This window comes from Olsenella porci, assembly GCF_009695875.1.
Lineage (GTDB): Bacteria > Actinomycetota > Coriobacteriia > Coriobacteriales > Atopobiaceae > Olsenella_H > Olsenella_H porci.
In genome coordinates this window covers 23,331-39,835 of the sequence record NZ_VUNC01000008.1, presented here as the reverse complement: position 1 = coordinate 39,835, position 16,505 = coordinate 23,331, and the positions used below count along the sequence as shown (strand labels likewise).

The following is a 16,505-nucleotide window of genomic DNA, read 5'->3' as shown; positions in this document are numbered from 1 at the left end:
CTATTAGGTGCAGGCCTTGCCCTCTTCCCGCAAACGGCAAGTACCCGACCGTCGTCTATCAAAGATAGACCACATCGGTCGGGTACGGAGAGAGGTATCGGTCCCCGATTATTTTCATGTGTTCAGTAGCGGCCTGAGGCCCAGGGCTAGAGGTTGAGCGCCTCGATCTCGGAAGCCGTAGCCTCGACGAGCTTTTCGATTTTCTTGGAGTTCTTCCCCATGATCGAGCCCACGGAGAACAGGCCGCCGGTCACGGCGTCGAACGCGGCATTGATGGCCTGGTCGGTAACGCCCACCACCTGGTTCTTCTGGATGATGATCTTGTTCTTGCCCTGGAGCATGACCCAGATCTGATTCTGACGGTCGAGGGGTGGGAATACGATCACGTCGGCAAAGCCGTTCTTCACGAGCTCGGGCTTGCCTGCGGTGAAGTCGACATCCTTGATGCGGTCGAAGAGCTGCTGGTAGTTCTCGAAGCTTTCCTTGGTCTTGACGGTCTTGAGCTTGAATCCAAATGCCATGATGAACTCCTATCCACGATGGTCGGGAAGGCGGTACCCTGCCCCGCCTGACTGAGCCCAGTTTGCCGTCGCGGACATCTCCTGTCCTCATTCCAAAGTATGAGGTGCCGCCTGCGGCGCGCAATTGGCCTACGGCATCTGACCCTCATACTTTGGTATGAGGTATGACGCTTCCAGCCTTCCTAGAATCACGGCAACGTTCAACCCCCCACCCAACAGCCTGAAAGGAATGATCATGGAAGCAATCTCGATGAAGTGCCCCAACTGCATGGGTGACGTCGTCCCGTTTGGCAACGGAGTCTATGGTCGCTGCAACAGCTGCGACAGCGTCTTCAAGCTCAAGGACGACGAGAGCGGCGTCACCGCCGGTTCCGAGGACTTTGACGAAGACGACAGTGACGACGAGGAGGTCTTCGACTTTGAGCAGTTCTTCCGGGACGCCTACGACGAGTATGTGGACGACGAGTCCGACCTGTCCGACGCCTACTTCGCAGACCGCCTAGAAGACAACTCGGACAAGGTCAGCGCTGCCGTCAAGCACTTCGACATCGACAAGGACGACGCCGACGAGGTCTACTGCGTTGTCGACACCACGATCTTCGGTAGCTGCAAGGTCGGCTTTGCCGTGACCGTCTCGGGAGTCTACATGGTCGACGAGGACGGGGACTCCGCGTTCGTCGACTGGGACGACTACGACGACTGCAGGATCGAGCGCAACGGAGGCAAGCTCATCATTGGCGGCCACCCCTTCATCATGTCCAGCGATGAGGCCAAGATCATGGCTCGCGTGATGCGCGACCTGCAGGAGTAGCGTGAGGCGCCACAAGTAAGGAGGCTTTCCCATGGCACTCATCAAGGCGGCCCTTGGTGCCCTCACGGGCAATCTCGCCGACCAGTGGAAGGAAATGATCTACTGCGAGTCGCTCGATGCTGATGTCCTGTGCGCCAAGGGTCAGAAGCGCGTCGGGTCTCGCAGCTCCAACACAAAGGGTGACGACAACATCATCTCGAACGGCTCGATCGTCGTGGTCAACGATGGGCAGTGCATGGTTATCGTCGAGCAGGGCAAGGTCGTGGACTTCTGTGCCGAGCCGGGCGAGTTCACCTACGACTCCAAGGCTGCCCCCTCCGTCTTTGCGGGCAGTCTCGGCTCTGGCATCGTCGATACGTTCAAGAACATAGGCAAGCGCTTCACCTTTGGTGGCGACACTGGCCTTGACCAGCGCGTGTACTACTTCAACACCAAGGAGGTCATGGGCAACCGCTATGGCACTCCAACGCCGGTGCCCTTCCGCGTGGTCGACAACAACATCGGTCTGGACATGGACATTGCCGTGCGGTGCAACGGCGAGTTCTCGTTCAAGCTTGCCGACCCGCTGCTGTTCTACCAGAACGTATGCGGAAACGTCGAGGACGAGTTTACGCGCGACCAGATTGCCTCTCAGCTGAGAAGCGAGCTGCTCACCGCCCTGCAGCCGGCGTTCGCGCGCATCTCCGAGATGGGCATTCGCTACTCCGCCGTCCCGGCGCACACCGAAGAGGTCTCCCAGGCGCTTTCGGACATCCTCTCGAAGAAGTGGCGAGAGACCCGCGGCATCCAGATCGTGGCGTTTGGAGTCAATGCCATTGCGGCAGACCCCGAGGACGAGAAGGCCATCAAGAACCTGCAGCGCACTGCGGTCATGCGTGACCCGCGCATGGCGGCCGCCAACCTCGCCTCTGCCCAAGGTGACGCCATGCGCACTGCCGCCGGCAACAGCAACGGGGCCATGTTGGGTTTTGCCGGCATGAACATGGCTCAGATGGCAGGCGGCATGGGTGGCATGAACCCCCAGAACCTCTTCCAGATGGGCCAGGGCGGCTATCCCGGTGGCGGTTATCCGCAGGGCGGACAAGGCTATCCGCAGCAGGGTGGCTATCCGCAGGGTGGACAAGGCGGGTTCCCCCAGGGACAGGACGGCTACCCCAACGCGCCCCAGGGAGGCATGGCTGGCGCCCCCGCGGGTGCCGGAGCGGACCTCTCCGCGGGTGTTGCCGCCGGCGCCGTGTCAGCGGACGTTGCGACCACCGGAGCAGGGGATGCGCCCGCTCCGGGCATGACCTCACCAGAGCCTGCGGCACAGCCCGGCGTTGCAGCTCACCAAGGCGCCGCCACTGCTGATGACGGGTGGACCTGTCCCGCATGCGGAACGACCAACAAGGGCAAGTTCTGCCAGGAGTGCGGTACGCCCAGGCCGCAGCCGGCGCCCCAACCTCGCTATCGCTGCGACAAGTGTGGGTGGGTGCCGGAAGACCAGACCCACCCGCCCAAGTTCTGCCCCGAGTGCGGCGATCGCTTCGACTCCAACGACGTCGAATAGGCACGCCAAGATCCTCGTAACCGGAGTTGCAAAGACCCATAGCACCGCCCTCCAAGCCCCCTTCCACAGGGGGGCGGTGCTTCCTGTGCCCGCATGGGCCGCCGAGGAGACCCGCATCACGCTCCCGCATGATGCCCGGCTTTTGGCACCTAAGCAGCCCGTCTTCAGGCGCGCCAAGTATTATTTCGCCTCACCGCCGCCAGTCATACTTTGGTATGACGCATCGGCAAGCGCAACTCCATAACATTCCTGAAAGCGAAGGGCAACGGGCCCTCGCCGTGATAACTCGCAAAGGAGAGATCAATGGATCAGAACAGCAGCAGCAAGCCTACCGGTAGCAGCGTACTGCGCGTGGCTTCGATCATCATGATCGTGTTTGCCGTCATCAACCTCGTGGTTGGCCTGCTCATGATGATGGGCGTCTTCTTCGCCTCGGCGGATGAGGAGCTGGGCATCGCGGCCGGCGTTGCGGCAGTCATCGGCGTGGTGGCCTTCATCGGTGGACTTCTCAACCTCTTCGTGGGCGTCGTTGGCCTCAAGGCGTCCAAGCGCAACGACAAGAACACTCTCGCCTTCATCCTCGGTGTCATCAGCGTCATCTACGGCATCTACGGCATCGTGAGCGCCGTCAGCACCGGTGACGGTGGCTCCATCGCAAATGCGTTTGTCGGCATCATCCTGCCTGCGCTTTACCTCTACGGCGTCATCCAGACCAGGAAGGCCATCGCGTAGGGCCAGGGAGACAAAGGGGGCAGCCCCCTGCCCCGCGTCGCAAGGAAACGCATCCCTAGGCACGCAAGGAGAGAATGAAGATGACGAAGAGCAGGGTGTGGGGCACGCGTGGGATGGCAACGCTTGCCCTGGCATGCATCCTTTCTCTCTCGTGCTTGGGGCTTGCGGGATGCGCGGACGAGACGCCCGCAGGCACGCCTGCGGGCGTCTCGGGAACAGACCTTAGCACGGCGGGCCTACGCGATTACTATGTGGACGTCGCTTCGGCAAAGAGCGCAACGGTGATGGTCTACATGTGCGGGTCGGACCTGGAGTCCGGCTACGGCGCGGCATCAGCCGACATCGAGGAGATGCTCGAGGCCGACCTCGGTGACAACGTGAACGTGGTCTTGGAGACGGGCGGGGCATCAGAGTGGTCCTTCTCGCCTGAGGCCGACCCCTCCACGCGCCAACGGTGGGTCCTCGAGGATGGCGAGGCAAGCCTCGTCCAGGATGCCGGAGAGGGCACGATGCTCGACGAGGACGAGGTTACGGACTTCTGCTCGTGGGCTGCCAAAGAGTACCCCGCGGACCGCTACATCCTCATCTTCTGGGACCACGGCGGCGGCACCATTGGCGGCTTTGGCTACGACGAGAACTATCCCGACGCCTCCGCCCTCACGCTCTCACAGCTGCGCAATGCCATCAAGGCGAGTGGCGTGGCGTTTGACATGGTGGGCTTTGACGCCTGCCTCATGGCCACGGTCGAGTGCGCCTGGGCCATGGAGCCCGTGGCAGACTACCTCGTGGCCTCCGAGCAGACCGAGCCTGGAGACGGCTGGTCGTGGACCGGCTTCCTCAATCAGCTGGGGTCTGATCCCTCCACCGCCACGACGGATCTTGGCAAGACCATCATCGATGACTTTTCGGCCCACTACGCGGAGACGGGCGAGGAGGATACGACCCTCTCCCTCATCGACCTGCGCGAGATCAGCCGTGTCTACGAGCGCCTCTCGTCGTTCCTTGACGAGGCCGCCGATAGCATCGAGGCGGATAACGCCCTCTTCACGACCATGTCTGGCGCCCGCTCCCGCGCGAAGTCCTATGCAGAGGACTCCGTGGACCAGGTCGACCTCGTTGACATGGTCGACCGCTCGGACTTCGAGGGGGCTGACGATGTGTCCGAGGCGGTAGCGAGCTGCGTCAAGTACCGAAGCGACACGTCTTCGGGCTCCAACGGCATTGCGATGTACTTCCCGTACTCCGAGGTCTCCCAGTACTCTGACGTACGCCAGGTTCTTGAGGACATCGGCTATACGGGGCCCGTCGCCTTCTATGACTACTTCTTGAGCGTCATGGGCAACTCTCCCACATCATCGAGCCATGGCATCGTCAGCTCGTATGCGAGCACGCAGGTCGCCCAGGACTCGGGCACGGCGGCAAGCGCGTCGTCATCGAGCGACAGCTATGCGAACGAATCCCTCTCGTCTGAGGGCTGGTTCGAGGACCTCTCGAACGAATTCTCCTACCAGGAGCTTCCCGACGAGCTGGAGCTTGCCTCGGACGGCTCGAACTGGGTCGTGGAGATGGACGACAGCCTGTGGGGTGACTTCGCAGACTTCCAGATAACGGTCATGCAGAACTATGACGACGGCTACCTCATGCTGGGCACCGATGATGCCTACCAGGTAACGGATGACGGGAACATCGCGGTGGACTTTGACGGCGAGTGGCTCTCGATTGACGGCAGCTTCTTCTCGTTCTATTGCGACGCGCCCGAGGAGACCGAGGATGGCGAGATTCGCTACTCCGGAACCATTCCGGCGATTCTCAACGGCGGGGAGCGGGTCGATCTGGTGGTGACCTGGCCCACGGCAAGCGAGCGCGGTGATGGCGAGACCATCGGGTACGTTCAGGGCTATCGGATGTCTGGGCAGGACTACGTCCTCGGTCGCGGCCTGGGGCAACTCGAGGCGGGCGACACGCTGACACCGGTCTTTGATTACTTCGACTCCGAGGGCAACTGGGTCGAGACGCTCCAAGGCGATGCCATCACGGTATCCGACCCATCGGACGTCGAGGTGCGCTACGAGGACACCGGCGATGCTAGCGTGCTGTTCTGGGGAACGCTGACCACGGTCTATGGCTCCCAGGTTGATACCGAGGTCCTGACCACGAAGTAGTGCGTCTTTTTTAGCTGATGAGGGTTCGGCCGTGCGATGGACGCGGCCGAACCCTCTTTTACAGCTTGCGGGCGGGACGGGGGGCGACATGGGGTGCAGAGGGGGGTCTCGGACCCCAGCGACGAACCACCAGCTCGGCCGAGACGAGCCCGGCGCGCACCGCTCCCGCTAGCCGCGCAGCCGGCGCACCCTGAGCGAGAGCTCGGCCAGCTCTTCCTGCGTCAGCTGGTCCAGGTGCTCCAGCTTGTCCAGGTACAGGGCCAGGCTCTCGTTGCGCCGCGCCAGCATGAGCTCGTTGCAGTAGCTGACCACCGCAGCCGTGAGCACCGCCACGAACAGAATCCCCACCACGCTGAGCGCCACCACGATCATGCGGCCGACGGCGCTCGTGACGGTGATGTCCCCGTAGCCGATGGTCGTGACGGACTGGAAACAGCACCACAGGGCGTCGCCAAAGCCGTCCACGCCTGGGTCCACCAGCGCGAGCAGCGCGGACGCCGCGACGAACGTCGCCAGAAACCCCCACGTGGCGCGGGCAAGGCCAGTGTTGCGCAGCACGGCGCGCAGCAGTTTTTGGTTGAGCATCGAAGCCTCCGTCTCGAACAAGGCCCCCGTCCGCCCAAAGGGACGGACGGGGGCCTGCGGCAGCGAGTCACCGTCTGCCGCAGCGTGGAAATCCCGGGTGCCGGGTCCTCTCACCCGACGCAGGTCCCCGCAGGTCGCTAGCCACGGTCCCTGGAACGGTGACGGAGCACCAGCGCAGCAACCAGGGACACAGCTCCGCCCAGGGCGATGAGGGCCAGCGCCCCGGTGCCCAGCGAGCTGTCGCCCGTCTGGGGCGTGCCCGATGCGGAGGCCGCCTTTGTGGAGCCGGTTGCAGTGCCCGTGTCAACGGAAGCGCTGGCTCCGCCACCGGTCGTGGCGTCGGTCGCGGTGCCGTTGCCTGCGGCACCTCCAGTCGTAGCGTCACCGGTCGCGGTGCCGTTGCCCGTGGCGCCGCCCTCATCCGGCTTGAGTCCGGACACGCTCTCGGCTGCGACCGGCTTGAAGAACCTGAGCAGGTCGGCATTCAGGTAGTTGAGACGCTTCCTGGTTGCCGAGTACGTGTTGGCAGAATCGACGATCGAGTAGGTGTGCGTGACATCAAGGGTGACCGTCTGGGACGAGACCACGATGTTGTTGTAACTCACGTCACAGCGATACACCGTGCCATCGTCCTCCGCCGTCACCTCGTCAATGGCGTAGGTGGACGTGTAGGTCTTGTTGTCCTGGGTGCTGACAGTGGGCCCGGACGAGATCTCTTGCCAGGTGGGCTTGGAGGCCTCCTTGCGATACCAGCGGAAGAGCGGCTGCTTGTCCGGATTGGCGGAGCCGGAGTCGTAGTAGCTGCCGCTCATGTCAAGCGTGAGGGACTCCCCCATCCTGCGCGTCGCCTTGCTGGTGGACGTGTCGCTCGCGTCGTTTGTGTTGGCCTGCCCCTGGATGTTGACGCCGCTCACGGCCATCGCGTCGCCGGTCGGCAGCGTGGTCACGCTCACGATGGGCGAGCGCAGGCTCGCCTGCCTGCCCGTGCCGTCCACGACAAACACCGCAAAGCGGTAGTTGCTGCTGGTGGAGAGGCCGGCCCAGACGTAGCTTGTGGCGGAGCCGTCCAGCGTGTAGGCGTAGCTGTAGTGGTCATCATCGTTCGCGGGGTACATGGCGACCGCGTACCTGTAGCCATTCGCCTTCTGGTCGGAGGTCAGGATATCGTTCCAAGACAGGGTGACCGCATCCTTGCCCGTGGTGGCATCGTAGCCGGTGCCGGTCATGGCAAAGCCACTCACCATGGGGACTTCGGGCTGCTTCACGTTGGTGACGTCGTAGCCCACGATCCAGAACTGGTTGGTGGCGGGGCGCGTGCCGTCGCTGGGCATGTCGGAGGAGCTCTGGTCTACCGCGAGCCTCCAGCTGAAGCCGTAGCCCTCGGCAGCCTCGGGCAGGTTGTCCACGGTGCCCGTGAACGAGAAGCCCGTGGAACTGGACCTCAGCGTCGTGTAGCCACCCGACAGCCCAAACACCATACCGGTAACGATCTCGTTTTCCCCAATGCCGAAGCCGGCACCTATCTGCAGAGCAACGGCACCGCCCACGTCGACGGTCTTCTCGGTCTCGTTCTCGGCCGCGATGGTCTGCGCCGTGGCGACGCCCTCCTCGTTCGAGGCTATGGACCAGGCGTCCTTCCCGTCAAGCTGGTACGTGAAGGCACGCTTGGCGGTAGGCAGCAGGGTCGTCTTGGTCAGGGTGTCGACGCCGTAGCTGGCGGGGTCGCCCTGCCTGTTGTTGAGGACGTCGGAGACCTTGTAGGTGAGCGGCTCGGAGCTGCCGCTGCCCACGCTGGCGTTGAGGTTGTACTTGTCGACCGTCTCGTCCCAGGTCTCCTGACTCACGACCGAGGTGACCGGCGTGAGGAACACGGGCATGACGACGTCCGTCCACTCCGGGTCGTTGGAGTCGCTGACCTCGTACCAGTAGTACATGATGGGCACGGCGTACACCACGGCCTTGTTGCCTTCGGCCGCGTGCGCGTCGTAGTCCACACCGTACGAGAGCGTCGAGGAGCTCTGGTACTCGTAGCCCGCATGGCCCGTAAGCTCCCCCTCGAGCTCCACGCGCCCAAGGAAGCCGCCCGACGCCTCGCCGAAGACGCCGGCCTCTCCCTCGATGGACCAGCCGGAGCCAGAGGCGCTGCTGGACTCGGAGCCAAACGCGGTGCCGCCGTAGTTGAGGTAGCCATAGCTGTCCTGGAGGTCCTGAAAGTACGGGGACCCCTGGAGCACCGCGAGCAGCTGCGGCGCAGTGTAGTACTCGGCCGCCGCCTTGAAGCGCACCTGCATGCCGTCGTGGTCCACGTTGGGCAGGCACAAGCTGATCCAGCATCCGTACTGCGTCGTGCCGTGGACACGGACGCTCTCGTTTATGACGCCCTCCTCACCGGTGGTGTAGCCGCGGAGTTTGCCGCCAGACCACTTGGCAGAGAAGTGCGAGACGTCCATCCAGTAGTAGTCGTCATCCTTGCCGAGGTCCTCGTCGCGGTGGACGCCCGTGACGGCGAGGAAGCTCTCCTCGTACTGGCTGGAGCCCGACACGGCGCCCACGCGCACGTCGCCGATCCAGACCTGCTCCTTGCCCTTTGTGTAACGGTTCGAGTTCACCTGGTCAGAGGTGAGGCTGATGCTGCCGAGAGTGTCGAGGCTCACCCCAGCGGAGAGACTGAACGAGTAGATGTCTCCGCCCATGAGAACGTCGTCGTTCTCGGCGGCACCCTGGTTGAGGCCGGTTAAGCGTGCGGCGCCCAGGGCGAAGGGCGCCAGGGTCGGACGGTATCGGCCGCCCTGGTTCGCGTCCTTGCAGGCGGTCTCGCTGATGTGCGCAGCGTCCTTGCCGAGGGCCTTGCGGATGTAGTCGGAGATGACGAACTCGTCCCTGGACGCGTCATAGTACACGTAGCGGTAGCCGAAGTTGGCATACTCCGCGTTTGAGCTGCCACCGCAGTCCCAGCCGGCAATGATGAGGGTCGTGGCCGTGTCGGTGTCGCTCGTCCTGAAGGTTCCGAAGGTGCAGTTGGCAGAGACCATGGCGGAGGCTGCCCCGACGGTCGTGCTCAGGGGGATATAGTCGTCGCCCAAGCCGTCGTTTACGGCGGCGGAGAGTCGCTTTGCGGTGTCATCCCAGGTGTAGATGTAGCAGCGGGCTGCGTTGGTCGGGTTGTCGTGGTTCGTGGGCGCGGAGACAGTAATGGCAAGCTCTTCTCCGCCGCGGCGGTCGAGGTCGCCGCCGGCAAGGGTGACCACCGGGGCCTTCATGAGCTGCATTCGAGCGGTGGGGTCATCCTTGCTGTTGCGAATCTGGTTAAGCTCATCATCTGTGACGTAGTAGGACGCCTGGCCGCAGTCCACCCACTCCTGGGTGTGGCTCCAGGAGCTGTCGGACTGCAGGTCCCACATGTCGACGCAGGCCAGGCGCTCGCCGTTCTCGTCCTTGTAGCAGCCCGCGTAGCAGAAGACCTCGTCCACGCCGTCTGCGTCCACGTCCGCGGCGGCCACTTCGAAGTAGGCGTCGTACTCCTGCAGGTAGCCGGCCCGGAGGTATGCCAGCTCGTCAGTGTAATCATTCACCTGGATCTGACTGTCATTGACCGTGGGGCTGAGGCTCGCGACTTCCGTGCGGTTCCCCTTTGCGTCAAGCGAGAATACCTTTACCGCAAAGGCGCCGCTCAACTGTCGGTTGCCGACCATGGTGTAGTACTGGCTCCCATAGGCACGCAGCTCGACGACGTGGTCCTTGTAGCCACTGCCGAGGTCTGCCGAGACGCTGGTTGCGTACTTGCCGCTGAATCCGTTGTAGGTGGAGCCCTTGATGACGTCATTCTCGTTGTCGCTGAGTGGCGAGTAGTAGCTAACGCCCTTTTCAACCATATCCACGGCTGTCCCTGAATTGCTGCTCGTACCGTAGAGCTCGTTGATGGGCCAGAACAGATAAGCTCCGCTCATCCCCCCGTAGTCGTCAGAGATCGTGGTGTAGCCAATCAAACCTTCCACGTTCGTATTGGCATCGTAGAGCTGGTTGAGCTTCCCCCGCAGCGTGTATACGTTGTTTCTGGCGCCGTTGGCTGCCATGTAGACCTCGTCGTCGCTCAACAGGGTGGTGCTCACGTTCTCGTCTTTGCCATAGGGGGCATAGGTGCCGGCGTCACCGGTATCGTCCGAGACGGTGAGGCCAAGGTCTGAGTATGCATCGGTGCTCAGCTGACTGCCCTGCGAGTAGGGTCCGGGGCTCAGCTCGTCGTTTGCCAGCGCCGTCATGGGCAGGGCGGCAAATGCGAGCACCGCCGCGACCGCACCGGATACGACGGGCAGCCACCGCGTGCGTGTGAGGCGCGTTGCCATGGTCGCTCCAATCCTAGGAGGTCCGTTGATACTTTCTGGGTAGCGTCCAGCTCTAGGAGATTTTCAGCGGCATGCAGGCAAAGCGCATCGTTCCAAAGTATGATGCTTCAGCGAACACCAGACGGTCGCAGCGAGCGGGTGGATGCGAGCGTTGGGAACCCTGACCCGGGCACCGTCCGTTCTGGTTTGTGGCGGACGCCCTCCGCCGTGGCATCGAACGCGGCCGCGCTTCCCACACGGGGATGCGCGGCCGCGCCAGAACGCGTCGCCTGTCTCGCCCCTACCTCACGTGCCCCCTTGATCCAGTCGAAGATGAGGCCGGAGGTCTGGCGGCTGTTGCCCTCGAGCATAATGGCATGTGTGTTGCCGTGGATGTCACTCGGCGCTATCGCACGGCCCTCTGGCTCACGATGCCGAGGACGTCGACTACCTCCACACCATCAGCGCCCCTCTCGCCACGCTCGTAGAGCACGTCAAGACCCGCAGCCGCGACCTTAAGGCAAGCTGGGCCATACGCACGCCTGAGCGTTGGCTCGACCAGTGACGAGCCCACACCCGGGAAGCTCTCCACAAGCGCAAGCTTCTCCCATACGGACTCCTCGACCCGCCCATCAAGCCTGGCAAGAGACTCGAGGAACTCCTCGGAAAACCTAAGCCGCGCCACCGGAAGCCCGCCTGCTCGCGACTGCGGCCTTGGCCGCCTCGATGCCCTCCACACAGCGGCCAGCGGCGATGTCTGCGCGACCACGGTCGATTGCGTCGGAGACGCGCTGGGCGTAGAGCGCCCGCTCGACGGCGTCGTCCACCTCCCGCTGGAAAACCTCCTCGGAGCAGAACACGTAGGCGCCGTTGCCGTTCTCCGTGATTCTTACGAGGCGTTCGCGGGCAGCCTGCTTCACCTCGCGCGGATGGTCGCGCAGCGCTGTCGCGGAATAGATGGCATCCATGCGATTCCTCCCATGATGTGTCCGTTTCTGTACATGATAACGTACATACCTCGAGGGGGGCGGAGGTGGACGCGTAGTCGGTATCGATAGGCGATGCATATCCGTTGCGCCACGGCATCGGCCTGCGAGACGGGCCTCGGCAGCAAGCGCAAGCTCCTACGCGAGCCCCGTGCCTGGTCATTTGCGGAAGTAGCGTGGAGGGGGTCTGTCGCGGATGTGTGCGTCCCGTGAATCTGTGAACCGTTTTGTGAAGTAGCCGGATGTACCAGACGGTGCTCGCGCCGCGTAATCTCGCGTAAATCGGACAGGTTTTACGCGAGGCCCCAGTGCGAGGAGGACCGATCGAAGGAGAGGACCCCACCCTTCCTCATCTTGCGCAGGAGGTTGCCGACTTTGTCGTAGCGCTGCTCATCGGTGAGGTCTGCGGAGAGGGCCGGGTAGACGGCCTCGTTGATCTCCGCCCTCGTGGCGGGGCCATGCTGCCCGATGAGGTCGGTGACGAGCGCCATGCAGTACTCCTCGGACTTCCCTCGCTTCTCGACGTAGGCGGCCTTAGTACTTGTAGCCTCGGCGACGGAGGCGGCGACCCGCAGGCGGGGCCTGCGGCCCTCCACCAAGCCCTTTCGACGCAGCCGGCGCAAGGCGGCATCCGATACTGGCCTTCCCTTCTGCACGCGATCGAGGGCGAGCACGTCCTCGAAGGGGAGGTCGCTGTGGGCCATGAGGGCGCGCGTGTAAGACTCGTCAACAACGCTCCCGTAGATGGTGAGCCTCACCTCGTTCGGGTTCGAGAGGTCGTAGTCGGGCAGGGGCAGGTAGCGGCTGGCCTGCGAGCGGTTCATGCGCTCGATGCCATAGCCCAGGTGGTCAATCATGTTGAGCTGGGTCATGGCCTGCACGAGGGCGGGGTTGCGGTAGCGCCGGGGCATGTGACCCTCCACGGCGTAGTCGTCGGGCTCGCCCTCGTAGAAGGAGCCCACGCTCACGAACTCGAGGCGGTCAGGGTACTCGGTTACGCTCACCCGCGACGCCTGCGCGTAGTCCTGGTGCGCGATGCAGTTGTGCATGGCCTCCAGCACGCTCTTCTGGTCATACTTCTCGACCTCACAGCGCACCAGCTCGTCGGGAGGGAGCAGCTGGGTCTTGATGTTGCGGATGCGCGAGTAGAGGGCCGTGGTGGCGAGCACGAAGGGGATGGTGAAGTGCTCGTAGGCCTCCTCCTGCCCCACGAGGCGCCAGGTGAGCTCAGCCATGAGGGGGCTCAGCAGCCAGGCCGACTCCGGCCTTCCGAGGAGCAGGACAGCGGCCCTGTTGAGCTCGCGCCTGTCGTCCGCCGGCAGCGCGAGCGCCTCCCGCGGTATGCCGTTGTCCATCCGGGCCTCCTGCCCCTCGGCATCTTGGTCGAACCGAAGGCTGGCGGGGGCCCGGACACTTATATCAGGACCGGTTTGGCAGCGGTTATTGGGCATACCCCGGCATGTAGCGACTCACGCCTTTGGCAAAGCAGATCTTCCATCGCTATCTTCTGCGAGTGAGAATCTGCCTTGACACAAATTCGGCAACACACCCCACCAACACCACGACGAATAAGCTGTTGAAAACGGCATCGTTCTCGCGAACAAACCCAGCAAGGCCCCCAATGCATCCTGCAATCTGCATCCACGAGTAGGCCATAGCTTGCGACTCATGCTTAATCTGAACGAGACGTTCGTCCTTGCTCTCCGTCATGCTCTCGCGTACCAAATTGTCACTTCGCATCTTCCACATTCCGTAGAAGACTTTCGCAAGCTGAATTACGGCAAATGTAGCGACGCCGATTGCCAAGCTTCTCGGCAGTCCTTTCAATAGGCACAACACCACGACTGCGACGCCAACCAAGCAACTACCAATATCACACTTGATATCAAATCGCATTTCCGACCTGTACTCGTCTAATTCTGGACTGACCCGACTCGGGCCCAGATGCTTTCCGCCCTTGTGCTCAGTTTGACCCAGCATTGCATCCTCCTAGTCGAACTCGGAAAAGTCGAATACCTCTTCGATGGAAAGTCCAAAGTAGTGGGAAATTTTATATGCAAGGGGCAGTGACGCCGTGTACCTTCCCGTCTCGATGGAATTAATGGTCTGACGAGTAACGCCAACCACGTCGGCAAGTTCCTTTTGGGAGATGTGTCTTCTCCTTCTCAACTCCGTGACCCTGTTCCTCAATGTCAAGCTCCTTGATGACAAGTTGACTTGACATTCAGTGTAAAGCCAACTTGTCGTTTGTCAAGTATGCTTTACATATCCAGAATGTCTGCCAGTGGACGTGAGGAGCGTTTTCCTCGCCGCCCTCCTCGCGCGCTTGAGAACCCAGCGAGACATGCCATCACCCGAGAATCGAACTACGTTGCAAGCCAGCATCAAACGGCGCGGTGTCAAGGCCATCGTGTCCCGCCCACACAGCCCCACGCGGCGTGGCGAGGACTCTAATGTGTTGCGGCTCCGTGAAGGCCTAGTAGGGCAAGCCGCATCGATTTCCAAGCAAATTGTGTGGACCAAAGTCGTGGATCAAACGTGGACCAAAAGAAAACAGCCCAGAGACATGGCCTCTGAGCTGCGAATGTATGGTGGGCGTTAGAAGATTTGAACTTCTGACCTCTTCCGTGTCAGAACGCTTATATGGGGTATCCGCATCGTGCTCATTCATGCCAAATCGTGCCAAAAGGGCTGGTAGACAGGCCAGATGACCGTCCACCCAGTATCATTTCGTGTCGAGCTTAACCGGGTTGCGTGCACTCCGCGTGCACTCTTCGCGTGCACCCGCGTGCACTCGGGGCGGAGGGTAGCTTTTCGCATACATGGCCCCTCCACTTGCAGGTTCCGAACGCCGGGGAGCCGACGGGGGCGCCCGCAGCAGCGTGGCATGGAGGCAGGGGATGTACCAGGCAAAAGAAGACATCTGGTCCGAAGGGTCGCTGATAGACCTCGGCAACGGCCGCTGGAAGTGCCGATACTCCCGCACGGAAGACGGCAAGAGGCACCAGACCACCCGCAGCTTCCGAGCGTCGGGGAAGCGCGCCGCGAGGAGGAGGGCAGACGAGATACGAAAGGAGCTCGACGACGAGGTGCGCAGGCAGGAGCTCCCCCTAGGCATCACGAGGGAGGACATGTTCGTGCCCACCTTTCTCGAGCGCTACATCCGCTCGCTCGAGAGCGGGGCGGGCATCGCCCAGACCACCGCTGCGAACTACCGCCACTGTGCGAAGCACGTCTCGCGCTACCTGAGCGCCATGCGGATAGACGAGATCACCGGGGACACCATCCTCCAGATGCAGGCGGCGCTCCTGGAAGATGGGCTCTGCAACAACACGGTCGCCAAAGCACATCGCTTCCTCAAGCAGGCGCTCCAGTACGCGGCGGACAGCGGGATCATCGAGCGGAGCCCCTTCACGAGGCGGATCAAGCCGCCGAAGCGCGAGGCGAGGGAGCCAAACGCACTCGACACTGACGGGCGTGAGAGGCTGCTACTCGCACTCGACTCCATGCAGGACACCGAGGTGACGCTCGCGATAAGGCTGGGGCTCGCCTGCGGGTTGCGCAGGGAGGAGATGTGCGGCCTCAGGTGGAGGGACGTCGACCTCGATCGCGGCGTCCTGCGGGTGAGGGTCGCAGTCTGCCAGTGCGAGGGCAAGGCTGTGGTGAAGGAGCCCAAGACGCCAACGAGCCGACGCGAGGTCCCGCTCGAGCCGGACCTGGCGTCGAGGCTCGCGAGGCGCAGGCGTCGCCTCGTCACGCTGCTGGGCGGAGGGCCAGAGGCAATAGAGGACCTCTACGTCCTGGGCGACTCCAGTGGAGCGTTCTACTACCCCGACCGCCTCACGAAGGAGTTCGCCTCCATCGCGAAGATGCTCGATCTGGTGGGCACCACCGGGAGGAGGGTGACGCTGCACGACCTCAGGCACACCTATGCCACCTACCTCGTCGCCGCGGGCACCGACATCAAGACGGTGAGCTCGCTCATGGGTCACGCGAACGCGGCGATGACGCTCAACACCTACGCGAGCGCCGACCCGCACGCGAGGAGGTCCGCCGCCAGGACGATCGCCGAGCAGATGGCGGCAAGACCCGGCAGCGGACAGGACGAAGGGAGCGAGACGATGCTGCGCGTCGTGTAGCCGGGCGGTTGTGTCCCCTTTCTGGTGGGGAACGCACGGGAAGCCCGGGAAACGCAGCGCCCCGAGGCGACGGCCGCACACTTCGGCATGCGACGTAACGTCTCGGCATGGCACGGAATCTCGAAGGAGGAGGTACGCGAGATGGACAGGAAGCCGACGGGCCCCACGGAGAGGTCGCTTTCGGACACGTCGCCGCTCTGCGACAGGCCCGAATGGCTCGGGCCAAGGGACATCCAAGAGGTGTTCGGCGTCGGGAGGACGAAGAGCTACCAGCTGATCAATGCCCTCCCGCACATCCGTGTTGGCGGGCTCCTCAGGGTCAACAGGAGGACCGTGCAGAAGGAGCTCCTCGACAAGGGTAGGCTTCCGTAGATGTGAACGACAACTCGTACGTGTGACTAATCCATCGCGCAGAGTCATATTTCAATCGGAGAATCGCCGCGGGGACGCGTGACGCATCGGTCACGCGTCCCCGCTTCTCTTCAGAGAGCAGCGTTTCCGACACGCCGCTGCGCCGGGGACTGTGAGGGGTCCCCTGTCCTCGCGCCCCGTCGAAAACGCAAAGGGCAAGGGCATGACCTCCGGGCCCCCGTTGGGACCAAGGTAGCACAGGGGGCAAGCACCTCTTCCCGCCCCCTGGCGCCACGCCACCGCGGAGCCCGCAGCGCCACGCCCGCAAGGGCGCGGCCCCCGCGTCG

General features: G+C 63.0%; 14 protein-coding genes. 6 read left to right on the top strand and 8 right to left on the bottom strand.

What is annotated here, in order from left to right; genetic code table 11:
* Nucleotides 1–146: 146 nt before the first annotated feature.
* The gene (locus FYJ68_RS09200; RefSeq protein WP_154435977.1) at nt 147–521 is read right to left on the bottom strand and encodes a hypothetical protein; all 375 of its coding nucleotides are present in this window, start codon (nt 519–521) and stop codon (nt 147–149) included.
* Between the two features lie 235 nt (nt 522–756).
* Between FYJ68_RS09200 and FYJ68_RS09195 the strand changes: the two genes are divergently transcribed.
* The 4 genes from FYJ68_RS09195 to FYJ68_RS09180 all read left to right on the top strand — a co-directional run bounded on the left by FYJ68_RS09195 (nt 757) and on the right by FYJ68_RS09180 (nt 5,775).
* Nucleotides 757–1,332, top strand: a complete 576-nt coding sequence (locus FYJ68_RS09195) for a hypothetical protein (RefSeq protein ID WP_154435975.1) — start codon at nt 757–759, stop codon at nt 1,330–1,332.
* A gap of 31 nt (nt 1,333–1,363) precedes the next feature.
* Nucleotides 1,364–2,881 carry an SPFH domain-containing protein gene (locus tag FYJ68_RS09190; protein WP_154435973.1) on the top strand — a complete coding sequence of 506 codons (1,518 nt, stop codon included), beginning with the start codon at nt 1,364–1,366 and terminating at the stop codon, nt 2,879–2,881.
* A gap of 303 nt (nt 2,882–3,184) precedes the next feature.
* The gene (locus FYJ68_RS09185; RefSeq protein WP_154435971.1) at nt 3,185–3,613 is read left to right on the top strand and encodes a hypothetical protein; all 429 of its coding nucleotides are present in this window, start codon (nt 3,185–3,187) and stop codon (nt 3,611–3,613) included.
* An 80-nt stretch (nt 3,614–3,693) separates the two neighbouring features.
* Nucleotides 3,694–5,775: a clostripain-related cysteine peptidase gene (locus FYJ68_RS09180; RefSeq protein ID WP_195837786.1), complete on the top strand. Its 2,082-nt coding sequence runs from the start codon at nt 3,694–3,696 to the stop codon at nt 5,773–5,775.
* A gap of 168 nt (nt 5,776–5,943) precedes the next feature.
* On the opposite strand, the gene FYJ68_RS09175 is transcribed toward FYJ68_RS09180, so the two are convergent.
* The 7 genes from FYJ68_RS09175 to FYJ68_RS09145 form a co-directional block, all read right to left on the bottom strand.
* Nucleotides 5,944–6,360 (bottom strand): potassium channel family protein, encoded by a 417-nt coding sequence (locus FYJ68_RS09175; RefSeq protein WP_154435967.1) that lies wholly within the window; start codon nt 6,358–6,360, stop codon nt 5,944–5,946.
* Nucleotides 6,361–6,497: 137 nt separating this feature from the next.
* Nucleotides 6,498–10,703: a hypothetical protein gene (locus tag FYJ68_RS09170; protein WP_154435965.1), complete on the bottom strand. Its 4,206-nt coding sequence runs from the start codon at nt 10,701–10,703 to the stop codon at nt 6,498–6,500.
* A 385-nt stretch (nt 10,704–11,088) separates the two neighbouring features.
* A complete protein-coding gene (locus FYJ68_RS09165) occupies nt 11,089–11,367 on the bottom strand; it encodes a hypothetical protein (RefSeq protein ID WP_154435963.1) in 279 nt (92 codons plus the stop codon).
* Entirely contained in the window at nt 11,354–11,650 is a 297-nt protein-coding gene (locus tag FYJ68_RS09160; RefSeq protein ID WP_154435961.1) for a hypothetical protein, read from the bottom strand. The genes FYJ68_RS09165 and FYJ68_RS09160 overlap by 14 nt, the downstream gene beginning before the upstream one ends.
* A gap of 311 nt (nt 11,651–11,961) precedes the next feature.
* On the bottom strand, nt 11,962–13,023 hold the full coding sequence (locus FYJ68_RS09155) for an ATP-binding protein (protein ID WP_195837785.1): 1,062 nt from the start codon (nt 13,021–13,023) through the stop codon (nt 11,962–11,964).
* Between the two features lie 145 nt (nt 13,024–13,168).
* Entirely contained in the window at nt 13,169–13,648 is a 480-nt protein-coding gene (locus FYJ68_RS09150) for a hypothetical protein (protein ID WP_154435957.1), read from the bottom strand.
* A gap of 9 nt (nt 13,649–13,657) precedes the next feature.
* Nucleotides 13,658–13,858: a helix-turn-helix transcriptional regulator gene (locus tag FYJ68_RS09145; protein WP_154435955.1), complete on the bottom strand. Its 201-nt coding sequence runs from the start codon at nt 13,856–13,858 to the stop codon at nt 13,658–13,660.
* A 710-nt stretch (nt 13,859–14,568) separates the two neighbouring features.
* Here FYJ68_RS09145 and FYJ68_RS09140 point away from each other — a divergent pair.
* Nucleotides 14,569–15,807, top strand: a complete 1,239-nt coding sequence (locus tag FYJ68_RS09140; RefSeq protein ID WP_195837784.1) for a tyrosine-type recombinase/integrase — start codon at nt 14,569–14,571, stop codon at nt 15,805–15,807.
* A gap of 87 nt (nt 15,808–15,894) precedes the next feature.
* Nucleotides 15,895–16,179: a hypothetical protein gene (locus FYJ68_RS09135; RefSeq protein ID WP_229772166.1), complete on the top strand. Its 285-nt coding sequence runs from the start codon at nt 15,895–15,897 to the stop codon at nt 16,177–16,179.
* Nucleotides 16,180–16,505 lie beyond the last annotated feature (326 nt).

Coding starts and splice junctions, on each gene's coding strand:
- FYJ68_RS09180 (WP_195837786.1), top strand. CDS start 3,694: ATGACGAAGAGCAGGGTGTGGGGCACGCGTGGGATGGCAACGCTTGCC.
- FYJ68_RS09175 (WP_154435967.1), bottom strand. CDS start 6,360: ATGCTCAACCAAAAACTGCTGCGCGCCGTGCTGCGCAACACTGGCCTT.
- FYJ68_RS09185 (WP_154435971.1), top strand. CDS start 3,185: ATGGATCAGAACAGCAGCAGCAAGCCTACCGGTAGCAGCGTACTGCGC.
- FYJ68_RS09135 (WP_229772166.1), top strand. CDS start 15,895: ATGCGACGTAACGTCTCGGCATGGCACGGAATCTCGAAGGAGGAGGTA.
- FYJ68_RS09140 (WP_195837784.1), top strand. CDS start 14,569: ATGTACCAGGCAAAAGAAGACATCTGGTCCGAAGGGTCGCTGATAGAC.
- FYJ68_RS09170 (WP_154435965.1), bottom strand. CDS start 10,703: ATGGCAACGCGCCTCACACGCACGCGGTGGCTGCCCGTCGTATCCGGT.
- FYJ68_RS09155 (WP_195837785.1), bottom strand. CDS start 13,023: ATGGACAACGGCATACCGCGGGAGGCGCTCGCGCTGCCGGCGGACGAC.
- FYJ68_RS09190 (WP_154435973.1), top strand. CDS start 1,364: ATGGCACTCATCAAGGCGGCCCTTGGTGCCCTCACGGGCAATCTCGCC.
- FYJ68_RS09160 (WP_154435961.1), bottom strand. CDS start 11,650: ATGGATGCCATCTATTCCGCGACAGCGCTGCGCGACCATCCGCGCGAG.
- FYJ68_RS09150 (WP_154435957.1), bottom strand. CDS start 13,648: ATGCTGGGTCAAACTGAGCACAAGGGCGGAAAGCATCTGGGCCCGAGT.
- FYJ68_RS09195 (WP_154435975.1), top strand. CDS start 757: ATGGAAGCAATCTCGATGAAGTGCCCCAACTGCATGGGTGACGTCGTC.
- FYJ68_RS09200 (WP_154435977.1), bottom strand. CDS start 521: ATGGCATTTGGATTCAAGCTCAAGACCGTCAAGACCAAGGAAAGCTTC.